This window comes from Rhizobium sp. KDH_Rht_773_N (genome assembly GCF_052946295.1).
In genome coordinates, this window is the sequence record NZ_CM129525.1 from 271,483 (window position 1) to 287,875 (window position 16,393).

A 16,393-nucleotide genomic window follows, 5' to 3' on the forward strand; every position below is an offset into this window, starting at 1 on the left:
CAAGCCAATCCGGGCAGTACCGCCCGGGGCGAAATTACTTCGGACGCTTCGCACCGTACTTGGAACGGCGCTGCTTGCGGTTCTTGACACCCTGGGTATCGAGAACGCCGCGGATGATGTGGTAACGGACACCCGGAAGGTCCTTCACACGGCCGCCGCGGATCATGACGACAGAGTGTTCCTGAAGATTGTGACCTTCGCCGGGAATGTAACCAATGACTTCGAAGCCGTTGGTGAGGCGGATCTTTGCGACCTTACGCAGAGCCGAGTTCGGCTTCTTCGGCGTCGTGGTGTAAACGCGGGTACAAACACCGCGCTTCTGCGGATTCTCCTGGAGAGCGGGAACCTTGTTACGCTTTACGTTCGCCTGGCGAGGCTTGCGGATCAGCTGGTTTACGGTAGGCATTCAACCATCCCTTACGTTTGTCTCAGTACCCTTGCGGGCTCGAACTTCGCCGTTTCCGGCATTGCCACACATATTTTCCCTCAATGCGCAAAATATGGCCCGATCCGCTTCCGCAGATGGACCACATAGAGCAGAGGACGCAAAAGAGATGCGTCATGCGTGCAGCATCATGACTTCAACGTGCGTATAGAACCTTGTTTGAGGCGATCTCCAGGGCGCGTCGCCCCAAACAGCCAAACCTCACATGGGATCTGATGGCGGGCGTACTACTGGTTTCCGCCCAGTTCGTCAAGGCCGGTTAAGAAATAATCTCCGGCCCAACGGCCTGAAAAGCCCTGTGGGCACGCCGTTTACGGGCTCTTTAGGCCGGTTGAAGATATCCGGCAAGATAAACTTGGGCATTGCAGCAAAAACGGATAGGAATCAGTATTTGCAGACATCAAGCCCTTATATGGGACCTGCATATTGCGATTCTAAGAGAGCCGAAGGACAAGAAGATGATCGGGACACCGGACAACGACAACAATTTCGACGGACCGATGATCTTCATCATCATCGGCAAGGGCTATGAATCCGATACGAGCGAGGGCGTGGACCTGCACGTCATGCTGAAGGCCGCCGACGACGACAGCGCTGTGCGCGAAGCTCTCAACGCACTCGCCGAGGAAGGCTTCATCGAAGCCGACCTCGACCAGATCGGCATGCTGACCGAAGTGCCCTCCGAAGAGCCGCATGCCTCCGCCTATCAGGGCGCCCTGGACGGCGAAGTCTCGATCATCCGTTTCAGCTGAACATTTGGGGAATGGAGGTGCGCCGGTACCCGCCCTCGCCTCATAGCCGATAGCATTGAAGCAAGCCGCCGCAGCAAGGCCGGCGGCTTGCGCATTTTGGCCCGATCTATTTCCTGACCGCTCCGTCCGGCTTGGGCGTCGTCTCCGTCTCCGGCGGCAGGAGCGGCAGAGCGACATCAGGCATACGGCCCGTCAGGGAATCCAGGAAGGCGACGATCTGATCGACCTCCTGGCTGTTCAGCTCTTCGCCGAGCTGGGCCGTTCCCATGATCCCGACAGCCTGCTTCAAGTTCCAGACCTTGCCGGAGTGGAAATAGGGAGCGGTAACGGCGACGTTACGAAGCGGTGCGGCGCGAAAGACGTAGGAATCGTCGGCCGTGTGGGTAACGGAGAAGCGGCCCTTGTCATTTTCGGGCAGAACCTCGGCGCCGGGCTTTTCGACGAGACCGAAAGGATAATAGCCGGTGCCGCCGACATTGATGCCGTTGTGGCAGGCGGAACAGCCCTTTTCGATGAACAGCGCCATGCCCTGTTTCTGCTCGTCACTCATGGCATCGTCATCGCCGTTCAGATAGGCGTCGAAGGGAGCCGGCGTCAGCAATGTCACTTCGAATGCCTCGATCGCCTTTGCCATGTTGTCGAAGGTGACGGGATCGGCATCCTTCGGGAAGGCCGTGCGGAACCAGCCGACATATTGCGGCATCGAATTCAGCGTCGTTACGACCTGCATCGGCGTGTTGGCCATTTCGACGCCGGCCTGGACCGGGCCCTTGGCCTGAGCCTTCAGGTCCTCGGCACGCCCATCCCAGAACTGGGCTTCGTTGAATACGGCGTTCAGCGCCGTCGGCGCGTTACGCGGGCCTTTCTGCCAGCCGTGACCGATCGAGGTTTCGAGGTTGTCGTCACCGCCGGTCGCAAGATTGTGGCAGGAATTGCAGGAGAAGACGCCGGAGGCAGACAGGCGGGGATCGAAGAACAGCGCCTTGCCGAGGGCGATCTTCTCCGGCGTGATCGGGTTGTCATGCACGGCGGGAACCGTCGACGGCAAAGGCTTGAAATTGTCCAGGGCCATCTGCCGCAAATTCGCCGGCAGAGAATCGGCGCAGGCTGCGGTCGTCACAAGACATGCCGCCAGGGATATCAAAATGGCTTTCATAGCAGTCTCCATAAATCTCAACGGAAACCAGCCTAGAAAGGCGCCCGGCCTTCTCCTTGTTCGAGATCAACCGGCCGCGAAATAATGAAAGGCCCGGATTTCTCCGGGCCTTGCACAAATATCTGACGCAGCTGCAGCCGTAAGCTTACTCGGCAGCCGGAGCGCTTTCGTTCGCCATGTCCTGCAGCATCGGGGTTGCGGCCCCTGCCCCGGAGCCCTTGCGGCGCTCTTCCAGGATCAGGTCGTCGCGCGCCGTGGCGATGCGGCGGATCTGGGTCATGGTGCCACCGGTACCGGCCGGGATCAGGCGGCCGACGATGACGTTTTCCTTCAGTCCCTGCAGGCCGTCGGTCTTGCCGGCGATCGCAGCTTCCGTCAGCACCTTGGTCGTTTCCTGGAAGGACGCGGCCGAGATGAAGGACGGGGTCTGCAGCGACGCCTTGGTGATGCCGAGCAGAACCGGTTCGCCACGGGCAGGCTTCTTGCCTTCCTCGATCAGCTGGTCGTTGACGTCTTCGAGCTCGATACGGTCGACATTGTCGCCGACGATATAGGTCGAGTCGCCCGCATCGGTGATTTCCACCTTCTGCAGCATCTGACGGACAATCACTTCGATGTGCTTGTCGTTGATGACAACGCCCTGGAGACGGTAGACTTCCTGGATTTCGTTGACGAGGTAGGAAGCCAGAGCCTCCACGCCCTTGATCGCCAGGATGTCGTGCGGAGCCGGATTACCGTCGAGGATGTAATCACCCTTTTCGATATAGTCGCCTTCCTGAAGGTGGAAGGGCTTGCCCTTCGGGATCAGGTATTCGACAGGCTCGACACCGTCTTCTGCCGGTTCGATGATGACGCGGCGCTTGTTCTTGTAGTCGCGGCCGAGGCGGATCGTGCCATCGATCTCAGCGATGATGGCGTGGTCCTTCGGACGACGGGCTTCGAACAGTTCTGCAACGCGCGGCAGACCACCGGTGATGTCCTTGGTCTTGGCGCTTTCCAGCGGCGAGCGGGCGAGAACGTCACCCTGCGAGACCTTCTGGCCCGGCTCGACGGACAGGATCGCATCGACCGAGAGCAGGAAGCGGGCTTCACCACCACGCGACAGCTTCGCGACATTGCCGCTGGCGTCCTTGATGACGATGGCCGGCTTCAGGTCAGAACCACGCGGCGTCGAACGCCAGTCGATAACCTGGCGCTTGGTGATACCGGTGGATTCGTCGGTCGCTTCGAGAACCGAGAGACCGTCGACGACGTCTTCGAACTGAACCGTACCGGCCACTTCCGTCATCATCGGACGGGTGTAGGGGTCCCACTCCGCCAGACGCTGACCGCGCTTGACCTTGTCGCCTTCGTCGACATGCAGCTTCGAGCCGTAGGCGACGCGCTGCGAGGAGCGCTCCACGCCACGCTCGTCCAGGATCTGGACGGTCATGTTGCGGCCCATGGCAACGAGGCTGCCTTCGGAGTTGCGCAGCACGTTGCGGTTCTTGATCTGCACCGTACCTTCATACGAGGCTTCCAGGAACGACTGGTCGACCACGGTTGCCGTGCCACCAAGGTGGAACGTGCGCATGGTGAGCTGCGTACCCGGTTCACCGATCGACTGAGCGGCGATGACGCCGACGGCTTCGCCCATGTTAACAGGCGTACCGCGCGCAAGGTCGCGGCCGTAGCAGACCGAGCAGACGCCCGTCTGGATTTCGCAGGTCAGCGCCGAGCGAATGCGGATCGACTGGATACCGGCCTTTTCGATCTCGGTGACGTCGGGCTCGAGGATCATCTTGCCGGCATCGACGATACGCTCGCCGGTGACCGGATGGTCGATGTTGTCGAGGGCCGTACGGCCGAGGATGCGGGCGCCGAGCGAGGCAACGACCTGACCGGCATCGACGATGGCGGTCATGGTGAGGCCGGATTCGGTACCGCAATCGACATGCGTGACGATGCAGTCCTGCGCGACGTCGACGAGGCGGCGGGTCAGGTAACCGGAGTTTGCGGTCTTCAAGGCGGTGTCTGCCAGACCCTTACGGGCGCCGTGCGTCGAGTTGAAGTACTCGTTGACGGTCAGGCCTTCCTTGAAGTTCGAGATGATCGGCGTCTCGATGATTTCACCCGACGGCTTGGCCATGAGGCCGCGCATACCGCCCAGCTGGCGCATCTGGTTCGGAGAACCGCGGGCGCCCGAGTGGGACATCATGTAGATCGAGTTCATCGGCTTCTGACGACCGGTGTTCGGATCGAACTCGACAGCCTTAATGCGGGCCATCATCTCTTCGGCGACCTTTTCAGTCGCCTTGCCCCAGGCGTCGACAACCTTGTTGTACTTTTCGCCCTGGGTGATGAGGCCGTCGTTGTACTGCTGCTCGTATTCCTTGACCAGGTTTTCCGTGTCGTTGACGATCTTCGCCTTCGTGCTCGGGATGACCATGTCGTCCTTGCCGAACGAAATGCCGGCGCGGCAGGCATGGCTGAAGCCGAGCTGCATGATGCGGTCGCAGAAAATGACCGTGTCCTTCTGGCCGCAATGGCGGTAGACCGCGTCGATCATCCTGGAGATGTTCTTCTTGGTCATTTCCTGGTTGCAGATATCGAAGGTCACCTTGCCGTTCTTCGGCAGGAGTTCGCCGATGAGCAGGCGGCCGGGGGTCGTCTCGTAGATCTTCGAGTAGGGCTTGCCGTCCTCGCCGATCGACTTGAAGCGACCGCGGATCTTGGTGTGCAGCGTCACGACCTTGTTTTCGAGAGCGTGGTGCAGCTCGCCGAGATCGGAGAAGGCCATGCCTTCGCCCGGCTCGTTCTGGTTCATGATCGACAGGTAGTAGAGGCCGAGAACCATGTCCTGCGACGGAACGATGATCGGCGCGCCGTTTGCCGGATGCAGGATGTTGTTGGTCGACATCATCAGGACGCGGGCTTCGAGCTGGGCTTCGAGCGACAGCGGCACGTGAACGGCCATCTGGTCACCGTCGAAGTCGGCGTTGAAGGCCGTGCAGACGAGCGGGTGCAGCTGGATGGCCTTGCCTTCGACCAGGGTGGGTTCGAAGGCCTGGATGCCCAGGCGGTGCAGCGTCGGTGCGCGGTTCAGGAGAACCGGATGCTCGCGGATGACCTCGTCGAGGATATCCCAGACCTCCGGCTTTTCCTTTTCAACCAGCTTCTTGGCCTGCTTGACGGTCGAGGAATAACCCTTGGCGTCGAGGCGGGCGTAGATGAACGGCTTGAAGAGTTCGAGCGCCATCTTCTTCGGAAGGCCGCACTGGTGCAGCTTCAGCTCCGGACCGGTCACGATGACCGAACGGCCGGAATAGTCAACGCGCTTGCCGAGCAGGTTCTGACGGAAGCGGCCCTGCTTGCCCTTGAGCATGTCGGACAGCGACTTCAGCGGGCGCTTGTTGGCGCCGGTGATGACGCGGCCACGGCGGCCGTTGTCGAAGAGCGCGTCGACAGATTCCTGCAGCATGCGCTTTTCGTTACGGATGATGATGCCCGGAGCGCGCAGTTCGATGAGGCGCTTCAGACGGTTGTTACGGTTGATGACGCGGCGGTAGAGATCGTTCAGGTCCGACGTCGCGAAACGGCCGCCGTCCAGCGGAACCAGCGGGCGCAGGTCCGGCGGGATGACCGGAACGACCTTCATGATCATCCATTCCGGGCGGTTGCCGGATTCCATGAAGTTCTCGACGATCTTCAGGCGCTTCATCAGCTTCTTCTGCTTGAGATCCGACGTGGTGTCGGCAAGCTCGGAGCGCAGATCGCCCGCGATCTTTTCGAGGTTCATCGATGCGAGCATCTCGTAGATGGCTTCGGCACCGATCATGGCCGTGAACTGGTCTTCACCATATTCGTCGACGGCGAGCATGTACTCTTCTTCCGTCAGGAGCTGGTGCTCCTTGAGCGCGGTCAGGCCTGGCTCGGTGACGATGTAGTTTTCGAAGTAGAGGACACGCTCGACATCCTTCAGCGTCATGTCGAGCAGCGTGGAAATGCGCGACGGCAGCGACTTCAGGAACCAGATATGGGCAACGGGAGCGGCGAGCTCGATATGGCCCATGCGCTCACGGCGAACGCGCGACAGCGTCACTTCGACGCCGCACTTTTCGCAGATGATGCCCTTGTACTTCATGCGCTTGTACTTGCCGCACAGGCACTCGTAGTCCTTGATCGGTCCGAAGATGCGCGCGCAGAAGAGGCCGTCGCGTTCCGGCTTGAACGTACGGTAGTTGATGGTTTCCGGCTTCTTGATCTCGCCGTAGGACCAGGAAAGAATCTTCTCCGGAGAGGCGATCGAAATCCGGATGGAATCGAAGTTCTGTGCAGGCACCTGCGGATTGAAAAGATTCATGACCTCTTGGTTCATGCCTGTCTCCTTCATGGGCGAAAGCGCCCTTAGCTTGCGAGGTTGGCGGCAAATTCCCGGGAGCCGCGCCATCGCTTAAACGACAATAACCGCAGTAAGCGGCGAAAGCGTCCCTGCCCGGCCGACACGTTACGGGGCCTTGGCGGGACCGGTGTGCGCCCTATTAAGGCGCACACCCTATCAAGTGGTTACTCGGCGGCGTCCGGCAGCTGGCTTGCAGCCTGCAGGTCCTCGACCTTGGAATTTTCGAGCTCGACCGAGAGGCCCAGCGAACGCATTTCCTTGACGAGAACGTTGAAGCTTTCCGGAATGCCGGCCTCGAACGTATCGTCGCCGCGGACGATCGCTTCGTAGACCTTGGTGCGGCCGGCGACGTCGTCCGACTTCACCGTCAGCATTTCCTGCAGCGTGTAGGCTGCGCCGTAAGCTTCGAGCGCCCAGACTTCCATTTCGCCGAAGCGCTGGCCGCCGAACTGTGCCTTACCGCCCAGCGGCTGCTGGGTGACGAGCGAGTACGGGCCGATCGAACGGGCGTGGATCTTGTCGTCGACCAGGTGGTTGAGCTTCAGCATGTAGATGTAGCCAACCGTGACCTGGCGGTCGAACTGCTCGCCGGTACGACCGTCGTACAGCGTCGACTGACCGGTATCCTTGAGACCTGCCATACGCAGCATCTCGTTGACGTTCTCTTCGTTCGCACCGTCGAAGACCGGGGTCGCGATGGAAACGCCACGCTTCCACTGGTCGGCCAGACGCAGGATCGATTCATCATCGTATTCCTTGACCGGCTCGCCCTTCGGACCGGAGCCGACGACCTGGTCGATCGTCTTGCGGAGCGGTTCGATGTTGCCGCTGGCCTTGTAGGCTTCCAGCATCTCGCCGATCTGACGGCCCATGCCGGCGCAAGCCCAGCCGAGGTGCGTCTCGAGGATCTGGCCGACGTTCATGCGCGAGGGAACGCCGAGCGGGTTCAGAACGACGTCGACATGCGTGCCGTCTTCGAGGAACGGCATGTCTTCGACAGGCACGATGCGCGAAACGACACCCTTGTTGCCGTGACGGCCGGCCATCTTATCGCCCGGCTGGATCTTGCGCTTAACAGCGACGAAGACCTTGACCATCTTCATGACGCCCGGAGGCATTTCGTCGCCGCGCTGGACCTTTTCGACCTTGTCCATGAAGCGCTGTTCGAGGCGCGACTTGGATTCGTCGTACTGGCCGCGGAGCGCTTCGAGCTCGCTCTGGACCTTCTCGTCTTCGACCGCGAACATCCACCACTGCGAGCGCGGATATTCGGAGACGACGGCGTTCGACAGCTCGGTGCCCTTCTTGAAGCCCTTCGGGCCGGCGATGGAAACCTGGCCGCGCAGCATGTCGATCAGACGGCCGTAGACGTTACGGTCGAGGATCGCCTGCTCGTCGTCGCGGTCCTTTGCCAGACGCTCGATCTCTTCGCGCTCGATCGCCATCGCGCGCTCGTCCTTCTCAACGCCGTGGCGGTTGAAGACGCGCACTTCGACGATCGTGCCGTAGGTGCCGGGCGGCATGCGCATGGACGTGTCACGCACGTCGGATGCCTTTTCACCGAAGATGGCGCGCAGAAGCTTTTCTTCCGGCGTCATCGGGCTTTCGCCCTTCGGCGTGATCTTGCCGACGAGGATATCGCCCGGCTGAACTTCGGCACCGATGTAGACGATACCGGCTTCGTCGAGGTTCTTCAGCGCTTCTTCCGAAACGTTCGGGATATCGCGCGTGATTTCTTCCGGACCAAGCTTGGTGTCACGCGCCATCACTTCGAATTCCTCGATGTGGATGGAGGTGAACACGTCGTCGGCAACGATACGCTCGGAGAGCAGGATCGAGTCTTCGTAGTTGTAGCCGTTCCAGGGCATGAACGCGACGAGCGCGTTACGGCCGAGCGCCAGATCGCCTAGATCGGTCGAGGGACCGTCGGCAAGGATGTCGCCGCGGTTGACCACGTCACCGACGGTGACCAGCGGGCGCTGGTTGACGCAGGTGTTCTGGTTCGAGCGCTGGAACTTCTGCAGGCGGTAGATATCGACGCCGGACTTGCCGGCTTCGAGGTCTTCCGTGGCGCGGATAACGATACGCGTCGCGTCGACCTGGTCGACCACGCCGCCGCGGCGCGCGCCGATGGCAGCACCGGAGTCGCGGGCGACGACCGGCTCCATGCCGGTGCCGACGAACGGCGCTTCGGCGCGCAGGAGCGGAACGGCCTGACGCTGCATGTTCGAGCCCATGAGAGCGCGGTTGGCGTCGTCGTTTTCCAGGAACGGGATGAGAGCGGCCGCGACCGAAACGACCTGCTTCGGCGAGACGTCCATCAGGTTCATGCTGTCGCGGGGCGCGAGCATAACTTCGCCGGCATGACGGCAGACGACGAATTCGTCGACGAAGGAGCCGTCCGCAGCCAGTTCGGCGTTGGCCTGGGCGACGTAGTACTTGGCCTCTTCCATGGCGGAGAGGTAAAGCACGTCATTGGTCACCTTGCCGTCGACGATGCGGCGGTACGGGCTTTCGATGAAGCCGTACTTGTTGACGCGCGCGAAGGTTGCCAGCGAGTTGATCAGACCGATGTTCGGTCCCTCCGGCGTTTCGATCGGGCAGATACGGCCATAGTGGGTCGGATGAACGTCGCGGACTTCGAAGCCGGCGCGCTCGCGGGTCAGACCGCCCGGGCCAAGAGCCGAGAGACGGCGCTTGTGGGTGATTTCCGAGAGCGGATTGACCTGGTCCATGAACTGCGACAGCTGCGAGGAGCCGAAGAATTCGCGGACGGCTGCAGCAGCCGGCTTGGCGTTGATCAGATCCTGCGGCATGACCGTGTCGATTTCGATCGAGGACATGCGTTCCTTGATCGCGCGCTCCATGCGCAGCAGGCCGAGACGGTACTGGTTCTCCATCAGCTCGCCGACCGAACGGACGCGGCGGTTGCCGAGGTTGTCGATGTCGTCGATCTCGCCCTTGCCGTCGCGCAGTTCGACCAGCATCTTGACCACGGCCAGGATGTCGTCCTTGCGCAGGATGCGGACGGTGTCTTCGACATTCAGGTCGAGACGCATGTTCATCTTCACGCGGCCGACGGCGGAGAGGTCGTAACGCTCCGCATCGAAGAACAGCGAGTTGAACATGGCTTCGGCCGATTCCATGGTCGGCGGTTCACCCGGACGCATGACGCGGTAGATGTCGAACAGAGCGTCCTGACGGTTCTCGTTCTTGTCGGCTGCGAGCGTGTTGCGGATGTAGGCGCCGACATTGATGTGGTCGATGCCGAGGACCGGGATCTCGTCGAAGTGGTTGGCGAGGATGACGCCGAGCGTCTTCTCGTCGATTTCGTCACCGGCTTCGAGATAGATCTCGCCCGTCTGGTAGTTGACGATATCCTCGGCGAGGTAGTTGCCGTAGAGGTCGTCGTCGGTCGCCTTCAGCGCCTTCAGGCCCTTGTCGGAGAGCTGGCGGAGCAGGCGCGGGGTCAGCTTCTTGCCGGCTTCGACGACGACTTCGCCGCTATCGGCGTCGATCATGTCGGTGATCGCCTTCGCACCCTTCAGTGTTTCCGGCTTGAAGGGAATGCGCCAGCCTTCGCCGTCGCGCTTGTAGAGCGACTTCGTGTAGAAAGTGTCGAGGATTTCCTCGCCGTCCATGCCGAGGGCCATCAGCAGCGACGTCACCGGAATCTTGCGGCGGCGGTCGATACGGGCATAGACGATGTCCTTGGCGTCGAATTCGATATCGAGCCAGGAACCGCGATAGGGGATCACGCGGGCAGCAAAGAGCAGCTTGCCGGAAGAATGGCTCTTGCCCTTGTCGTGGTCGAAGAAGACGCCCGGCGAACGGTGCATCTGCGACACGATCACGCGCTCGGTGCCGTTGACGATGAACGTACCGTTGTTCGTCATGAGCGGCATGTCGCCCATGTAGACGGACTGTTCCTTGATGTCCTTGATCGACTTCGCGCCGGTATCCTCGTCGATATCGAACACGATGAGACGGAGAGTAACCTTCAGCGGCGCGGCATAGGTCAGGTCGCGCTGGCGGCATTCGTCGACGTCGAACTTCGGCGGTTCGAATTCATAGGACACGAACTCCAGCATGGACGCGCCGGAGAAATCGGTGATCGGGAAAACGGACTTGAAGACGGCCTGGAGGCCTTCGTCGGGACGACCGCCCTTGGGCTCTTCAACCATCAGAAACTGGTCGTAGGATGCCTTCTGAACCTCGATGAGGTTCGGCATTTCCGCGACTTCGGGGATTTTACCAAAAAACTTGCGTACGCGCCTGCGACCATTGAACGAAAGGGTCTGAGCCATCGTCGCTCCTTCAAAAATTGCATCCGGGCCTGCAACGGACGGGAACCGATGGCCAGTCGATCCCGTCAACCAATGAGTAGTTCAACCTCGTCCCACCTCCCGAAACAGCCAGGCCGGATTGCCTTGGCGCCTCGGTTCGAGACCATGCTCTTGAAGAACCCATTACCCAAAAGCCGTTTTCACGCGGCTTTTGGGTAATTCGTTCAAAAAAACGGCAAATGGGAGACGGTAGATACCGTCTCCCAAAAGACGTTCAAGATTACTTGACGTCGGCCTTTGCGCCGGCGTCTTCAAGCTTCTTCTTGATGTCAGCGGCTTCAGCCTTGGAAACGCCTTCCTTGACAGCCTTCGGAGCGCCTTCGACGAGGTCCTTGGCTTCCTTGAGGCCGAGGCCGGTGATGCCGCGGACTTCCTTGATGACGTTGATCTTGTTTGCGCCGGCATCCGTGAGGATGACGTCGAACTCGGTCTTTTCTTCTTCAGCCGGAGCAGCTGCACCGCCTGCACCACCAGCAACGGCAGCAACAGCTACCGGAGCAGCGGCGGAAACGCCCCACTTTTCTTCGAGCAGCTTGGAAAGCTCAGCGGCTTCCAGGACGGTCAGCGAGGAGAGGTCTTCAACGATCTTTGCGAGATCAGCCATTTTTCTAGTTCCTTTTGTTCGGTTCGAACTGTTGAGTATGTACAGCGAAAAACCGCCTTAAGCGGCTTCGTCCTTCTTGGCGTAGGCCGAAAACACGCGGGCAAGCTGAGCTGCCGGTGCCTGTACGACGCCTGCGATGCGGGTAGCCGGGGTCTGGATCATGCCCAGCAGCTTTGCACGCAGTTCATCCAGCGAAGGCATGGTCGCAAGCGACTTCACACCGTCCGCATTGAGCGTCGTCGAACCCATGGCGCCGCCGAGAATAACGAGCTTGTCGTTGGTCTTGGCGAAATCCATGACGACCTTCGGAGCCGTTACCGGGTCTTCGCTGTATGCGATCAGCGTCTGACCCTTGAAGAGATTGCTCATCCCTTCGGACTCCGTACCCTGAAGGGCAATCTTGGCCAGGCGGTTCTTCGCGACTTTGACGGTGCCGCCAGCAGCGCGCATCTTGGAACGGAAGTCGTTCATCTGTGCGACTGTGACACCAGCATAGTGGGCCACGACAACCGAGCCCGATGCCTTAAAGACATCGTTCAGTTCCGTGACGAATTCGCGCTTTTCCGCTCTTTCCACTGCCTATCTCCAGTTGGCAGGACCGTTTGGACGGCCCCACCGGGTTGCCTTTTGCCTCCCGGGATCAAAAAGATCCCAAGCGGCGCTTGAGGATCCTGTCCCCTCGCGCTCCGCGCCATCAAAGGCAAAGGAGGCACAAGGCATCCAAGGCTCGAACCGATTTCCTAGAAGCAGAACTTCATGCAATTCGGGTCTTACCCGTCTCATGCAGGCAAAGTGATTAAGGGAGAACCACCTGCAATCTCGGACAGGATTCCGGATTTCTCCGGAATATCCCGGCCCCTTGCGAGGCCGGAATTGTTGTTATCGGGCCGTGGCCCGATGAAACTTAAGCAGCCGGAGCTGCGGTGACCGAAGCCACTTCGATCTTGACGCCCGGACCCATGGTCGAGGAGAGCGCTACGCGCTTGACGTAGTTGCCCTTGGCGCCGGCCGGCTTTGCCTTGATGACGGCGTCAGCGAAGGCACGGATGTTTTCTTCCAGAGCCTTGGCATCGAAGGATGCCTTGCCGATGCCGGCGTGAACGATACCAGCCTTCTCGACGCGGAACTCGACAGCGCCGCCCTTGGAAGCCTTGACGGCACCGGCGACGTCCATCGTGACCGTGCCGACCTTCGGGTTCGGCATCATGCCACGCGGGCCGAGAACCTTACCGAGGCGGCCGACGAGCGGCATCATGTCCGGGGTCGCGATGCAGCGATCGAATTCGATCTTGCCGCCCTGGACGATTTCGACGAGTTCTTCCGCGCCGACGACGTCTGCGCCGGCAGCCTTGGCTTCGTCAGCCTTGGCGCCACGGGCGAAAACGGCAACGCGAACCGTACGGCCGGTGCCGTTCGGCAGGTTGACGACGCCGCGGACCATCTGGTCTGCGTGACGCGGGTCAACGCCGAGGTTCATCGAGATCTCCACCGTTTCGTCGAACTTGGCGACGGCACGTTCCTTGACCATGCCGATGGCGGTCGAAAGAGCGTAGAGCTTGGTCGGATCAACACCTTCGTTGATCTTCTGAGTGCGCTTGCCTGCCATGGTCTTAACCCACCACTTCCAGGCCCATGGCGCGGGCAGAGCCCTCGATCATCGCCATTGCACCTTCGATATCCGCTGCGTTCAGGTCCTTCATCTTGGCTTCGGCGATCGACTTGATCTGAGCCTTGGTGAGCGAACCAGCCTTTGCGCCCTTGCCCGGGGTCTTGGAACCGGACTGGATCTTGGCTTCCTTCTTCAGGAAGTAGCTGACCGGCGGCTGCTTCATGACGAAGGTGAAGGACTTGTCCTGGTAATAGGTGATGACGACCGGGATCGGCATACCCTTTTCCATTTCCTGCGTAGCCGCGTTGAACGACTTGCAGAATTCCATGATGTTAATGCCACGCTGACCAAGTGCCGGGCCGATCGGCGGGGACGGGTTTGCCGATCCTGCCTTGACCTGCAGCTTGAGCTGGCCTGCAACTTTCTTAGCCATATCTCTCTGCCTTTCACTGATGGCCGGTTGCCCGGCCCTTGATGCCGGATTGCTCCGGCGGCTGCGGTTGCGTGGTTCGGATTCTTGAGGTCCGGCTAAGACCCCTCACCTTCCACGCGATGCGGCAATCGCCGCGCAGGGATCAGCCACAAGCGGCTGAGCCCCGATCTCGAAATCAGACCTTCTCGACCTGAGCATATTCCAACTCGACCGGGGTCGCGCGACCGAAGATCGACACTTCCACCTTCAGGCGCGAACGCTCTTCGTCCACATCCTGAACCGTGCCGTTGAACGACGCGAACGGACCATCGGAAACACGAACCTGCTCGCCGATCTCGAAGGTGACGGAAGCCTTCGGCCGCTCGACACCTTCCTGAACCTGGCCAAGGATGCGCTCGGCCTCGGAATCCGGAATCGGAACCGGCTTGTTGTCGGAGCCAAGGAAGCCCGTGACCTTCGGCGTATTCTTGATCAGGTGATAGGCCTCGTCCGTCAGGTTGGCACGAACCATGACGTAGCCGGGGAAGAACTTGCGCTCGGAATCGACCTTGCGGCCGCGACGCACTTCCACCACCTTCTCGGTCGGCACGAGGATCTTTTCGAACAGGTGCTCAAGCCCCTTCTGGCGAGCCTTGTTCTCGATGTCCTCAGCGACCTTCTTTTCAAAATTGGAATATGCGTGGACGATGTACCAACGTGCCGCCATTTTCATCTCCACCCGTATCAGTTGCCGGTATTGAGCACGTAGCTCAGCGCCCAGCCAATCAGCTGGTCGGCGGCAAAGAAAAACAGCGCAGCAAACACAACCATAACGAGCACCATGACCGTCGAGATCATCGTCTCGCGGCGCGACGGCCAGGTAACTTTGGACGTTTCCGTGCGGACCTGCTGCAGAAACGCGAATGGATTGGATTTGGATGCCATCGACTGCCCACGCAATTACGGCGCGTAAAGCTGAAACTATCAGCCCCACGCACCGCGTGTCTGTTGAACCCTAAATAAACATCGATTTCCGAATACACAAGAGGAAAACCGATGTTTAACGAAATTTGTCGCCATATGCTCAATCCTCGCCGGAACGCTGCGATACGTCCGCGCTGTCCGTTCAAGGAAAATGGCAGGGGCAGAGGGGCTCGAACCCCCGACCTGCGGTTTTGGAGACCGCCGCTCTACCAACTGAGCTATACCCCTTTACGCTTTGCATTCAGCCTGTTGGCCTTGCGACCGCCAGCGCCCCGTGAAAAGCATGGCGCTCCCTTTAAGACGGCGGCTCAGGATATGCAAGAGCGATTTTCGATTTTCAGAAGCATTCTCGGCCGCCGGCCGCAAGAAGCGGCCGGACGCGCAATTGCCTGCCGCCCGGCCGCGAGGTTTCTTCAAGCGCAATCTCACACTTTCACGTATTTGCGCCAGTTATGCTCTTCCTTGAAGCCGAGCACTTCGCGAATCTTGCGATTGGAGAGCAGCCCCTCATATTCGCCGATCTCGCGGGTGAAGGGCACATTCGGGAAGAATCGCCTGGCGAGTTCCCTCGACGGCGTGTTGGCCGAAACCGTGTCGTTGGCGGCATTGAAAACCTGGAAGCCCAGCCCGTCCTTCTGGATGCAGAGATGGACGATCTGGCCGAGATCGCGCGCGTCGATATAGCTCCAGGCGATGCGCTTGCGCATTTCGGGATTGGCGAAATAGGTCGGGAACTTCTCGTATTCGTGCGGCTCGATGACGTTGCCGATGCGCAGCGCGTAGATGTCGAAGCCGGAACGTTCGGCGAAGGCACGCGCCGTCTTCTCGTTCAAGACCTTGGAAAGGCCGTAGGAATCCATCGGATTGACGTCATAGTCCTCCTCCAGCGGAAACTGATGGAAGTCGCGATGGCCTTCGGCAAAGCAGACGCCGTAGGTGGTCTCGCTCGACGCGACGATGACCTTCCTGATGCCGAGCTTCACCGCCGCCTCGATGACATTGTAGGTGCCCATCGTGTTGATGCGGAAGGTTTCGTTGTCGGGCTTGATCAGGATGCGCGGCACCGCGGCGAAATGGACGACGGCGTCGAAAGGCTGCACGCCCTTGCCCGCTTCCAGATCGGGAAAATCCCGATGCATGGAGAGCACGTTGAACATCTGACCGCTGTCGGTGATGTCGGCGATGAGATTGGTGACGCCGGGGCTCTGAAGCGGCACGAGATCGACATTGTGGACCTCGTAGCCGGCATTGACCAGCCACGGCACAGCATGGCGACCGGCCTTGCCGGAACCGCCTGTGAACAGAATCCGCTTTTTCATGGAATATCCTCCGCGTCATGAAATCGGAGGCATAAATAAACTCTTCCGCGCGAAGAGCAAGCGAGCGTCTGAGGAGCGGGTTCAAACCCGCCTCGGCCAGGAGCCTCCAACCGGAAGCACCTGCCTGTTGTTTTTCATGGCCGCCGGCATTCCGGCGATCCGCTTATGCCATCACTTAACGACGCTTATTTCGTCTATCTGCACGCCAGCTGCCTGAACAACTTCCTGCGGAATTGCAGCGATGAAAAACATCGTGAAAACATACATCGCGAAAATCGTCGCAACGAATGTAGCCTTGTGAATCATCGTACTCTCCTCTCTACAATGAGGAGTCTGGACTAAAAAGGCCGGATCGCAAAACGGTTTCTGAACGCTAGATGAACAA

Annotated in this window: 13 protein-coding genes and 1 tRNA gene; 1 reads left to right on the forward strand and 13 read right to left on the reverse strand. The window is 60.0% G+C overall.

Features of this window, described 5'->3' with window-relative positions; all coding sequences use genetic code 11:
* Positions 1-34 precede the first annotated feature (34 nt).
* A complete protein-coding gene (gene rpsL / locus ACU8HS_RS01485; protein WP_003547537.1) occupies positions 35-406 on the reverse strand; it encodes a 30S ribosomal protein S12 in 372 nt (123 codons plus the stop codon).
* A gap of 497 nt (positions 407-903) precedes the next feature.
* Here rpsL and ACU8HS_RS01490 point away from each other — a divergent pair, with 497 nt between their 5' ends.
* Positions 904-1,197: a transcriptional regulator gene (locus tag ACU8HS_RS01490; protein ID WP_112547859.1), complete on the forward strand. Its 294-nt coding sequence runs from the start codon at positions 904-906 to the stop codon at positions 1,195-1,197.
* Positions 1,198-1,303: 106 nt separating this feature from the next.
* On the opposite strand, the gene ACU8HS_RS01495 is transcribed toward ACU8HS_RS01490, so the two are convergent.
* From ACU8HS_RS01495 to ACU8HS_RS01550, 12 genes are all read right to left on the reverse strand, one after another.
* Positions 1,304-2,353 (reverse strand): cytochrome-c peroxidase, encoded by a 1,050-nt coding sequence (locus ACU8HS_RS01495; RefSeq protein ID WP_447015287.1) that lies wholly within the window; start codon positions 2,351-2,353, stop codon positions 1,304-1,306.
* Between the two features lie 145 nt (positions 2,354-2,498).
* Positions 2,499-6,710 (reverse strand): DNA-directed RNA polymerase subunit beta', encoded by a 4,212-nt coding sequence (rpoC, locus tag ACU8HS_RS01500; protein ID WP_112571938.1) that lies wholly within the window; start codon positions 6,708-6,710, stop codon positions 2,499-2,501.
* Between the two features lie 188 nt (positions 6,711-6,898).
* Positions 6,899-11,041 carry a DNA-directed RNA polymerase subunit beta gene (gene rpoB / locus ACU8HS_RS01505; RefSeq protein WP_112571940.1) on the reverse strand — a complete coding sequence of 1,381 codons (4,143 nt, stop codon included), beginning with the start codon at positions 11,039-11,041 and terminating at the stop codon, positions 6,899-6,901.
* 259 nt (positions 11,042-11,300) lie between these two features.
* Positions 11,301-11,684 (reverse strand): 50S ribosomal protein L7/L12, encoded by a 384-nt coding sequence (gene rplL, locus ACU8HS_RS01510; protein ID WP_112571942.1) that lies wholly within the window; start codon positions 11,682-11,684, stop codon positions 11,301-11,303.
* 57 nt (positions 11,685-11,741) lie between these two features.
* Complete coding sequence (gene rplJ, locus ACU8HS_RS01515; protein ID WP_112571943.1) at positions 11,742-12,260, reverse strand: 50S ribosomal protein L10; 519 nt, start codon at positions 12,258-12,260, stop codon at positions 11,742-11,744.
* Positions 12,261-12,588: 328 nt separating this feature from the next.
* Entirely contained in the window at positions 12,589-13,290 is a 702-nt protein-coding gene (gene rplA / locus ACU8HS_RS01520; RefSeq protein ID WP_112706223.1) for a 50S ribosomal protein L1, read from the reverse strand.
* A 4-nt stretch (positions 13,291-13,294) separates the two neighbouring features.
* A complete protein-coding gene (rplK, locus tag ACU8HS_RS01525) occupies positions 13,295-13,726 on the reverse strand; it encodes a 50S ribosomal protein L11 (RefSeq protein WP_112571947.1) in 432 nt (143 codons plus the stop codon).
* 175 nt (positions 13,727-13,901) lie between these two features.
* A complete protein-coding gene (nusG, locus tag ACU8HS_RS01530; protein ID WP_007817111.1) occupies positions 13,902-14,432 on the reverse strand; it encodes a transcription termination/antitermination protein NusG in 531 nt (176 codons plus the stop codon).
* A 17-nt stretch (positions 14,433-14,449) separates the two neighbouring features.
* A complete protein-coding gene (secE, locus tag ACU8HS_RS01535) occupies positions 14,450-14,650 on the reverse strand; it encodes a preprotein translocase subunit SecE (RefSeq protein WP_112571949.1) in 201 nt (66 codons plus the stop codon).
* Between the two features lie 191 nt (positions 14,651-14,841).
* A tRNA-Trp gene (locus ACU8HS_RS01540) sits at positions 14,842-14,917 on the reverse strand.
* A gap of 197 nt (positions 14,918-15,114) precedes the next feature.
* Complete coding sequence (locus ACU8HS_RS01545) at positions 15,115-16,008, reverse strand: NAD-dependent epimerase/dehydratase family protein (protein WP_447015288.1); 894 nt, start codon at positions 16,006-16,008, stop codon at positions 15,115-15,117.
* 171 nt (positions 16,009-16,179) lie between these two features.
* Positions 16,180-16,314 carry a hypothetical protein gene (locus tag ACU8HS_RS01550; protein ID WP_281413488.1) on the reverse strand — a complete coding sequence of 45 codons (135 nt, stop codon included), beginning with the start codon at positions 16,312-16,314 and terminating at the stop codon, positions 16,180-16,182.
* Positions 16,315-16,393 lie beyond the last annotated feature (79 nt).

Bases quoted from the DNA above. Each gene is read 5' to 3' on its own strand.
- rpoB (WP_112571940.1), bottom strand. From the start codon at position 11,041: ATGGCTCAGACCCTTTCGTTCAATGGTCGCAGGCGCGTACGCAAGTTT.
- rpsL (WP_003547537.1), bottom strand. From the start codon at position 406: ATGCCTACCGTAAACCAGCTGATCCGCAAGCCTCGCCAGGCGAACGTA.
- rplL (WP_112571942.1), bottom strand. From the start codon at position 11,684: ATGGCTGATCTCGCAAAGATCGTTGAAGACCTCTCCTCGCTGACCGTC.
- ACU8HS_RS01550 (WP_281413488.1), bottom strand. From the start codon at position 16,314: ATGATTCACAAGGCTACATTCGTTGCGACGATTTTCGCGATGTATGTT.
- rpoC (WP_112571938.1), bottom strand. From the start codon at position 6,710: ATGAACCAAGAGGTCATGAATCTTTTCAATCCGCAGGTGCCTGCACAG.
- secE (WP_112571949.1), bottom strand. From the start codon at position 14,650: ATGGCATCCAAATCCAATCCATTCGCGTTTCTGCAGCAGGTCCGCACG.
- rplK (WP_112571947.1), bottom strand. From the start codon at position 13,726: ATGGCTAAGAAAGTTGCAGGCCAGCTCAAGCTGCAGGTCAAGGCAGGA.
- nusG (WP_007817111.1), bottom strand. From the start codon at position 14,432: ATGGCGGCACGTTGGTACATCGTCCACGCATATTCCAATTTTGAAAAG.
- ACU8HS_RS01495 (WP_447015287.1), bottom strand. From the start codon at position 2,353: ATGAAAGCCATTTTGATATCCCTGGCGGCATGTCTTGTGACGACCGCA.
- rplA (WP_112706223.1), bottom strand. From the start codon at position 13,290: ATGGCAGGCAAGCGCACTCAGAAGATCAACGAAGGTGTTGATCCGACC.
- ACU8HS_RS01545 (WP_447015288.1), bottom strand. From the start codon at position 16,008: ATGAAAAAGCGGATTCTGTTCACAGGCGGTTCCGGCAAGGCCGGTCGC.
- ACU8HS_RS01490 (WP_112547859.1), top strand. From the start codon at position 904: ATGATCGGGACACCGGACAACGACAACAATTTCGACGGACCGATGATC.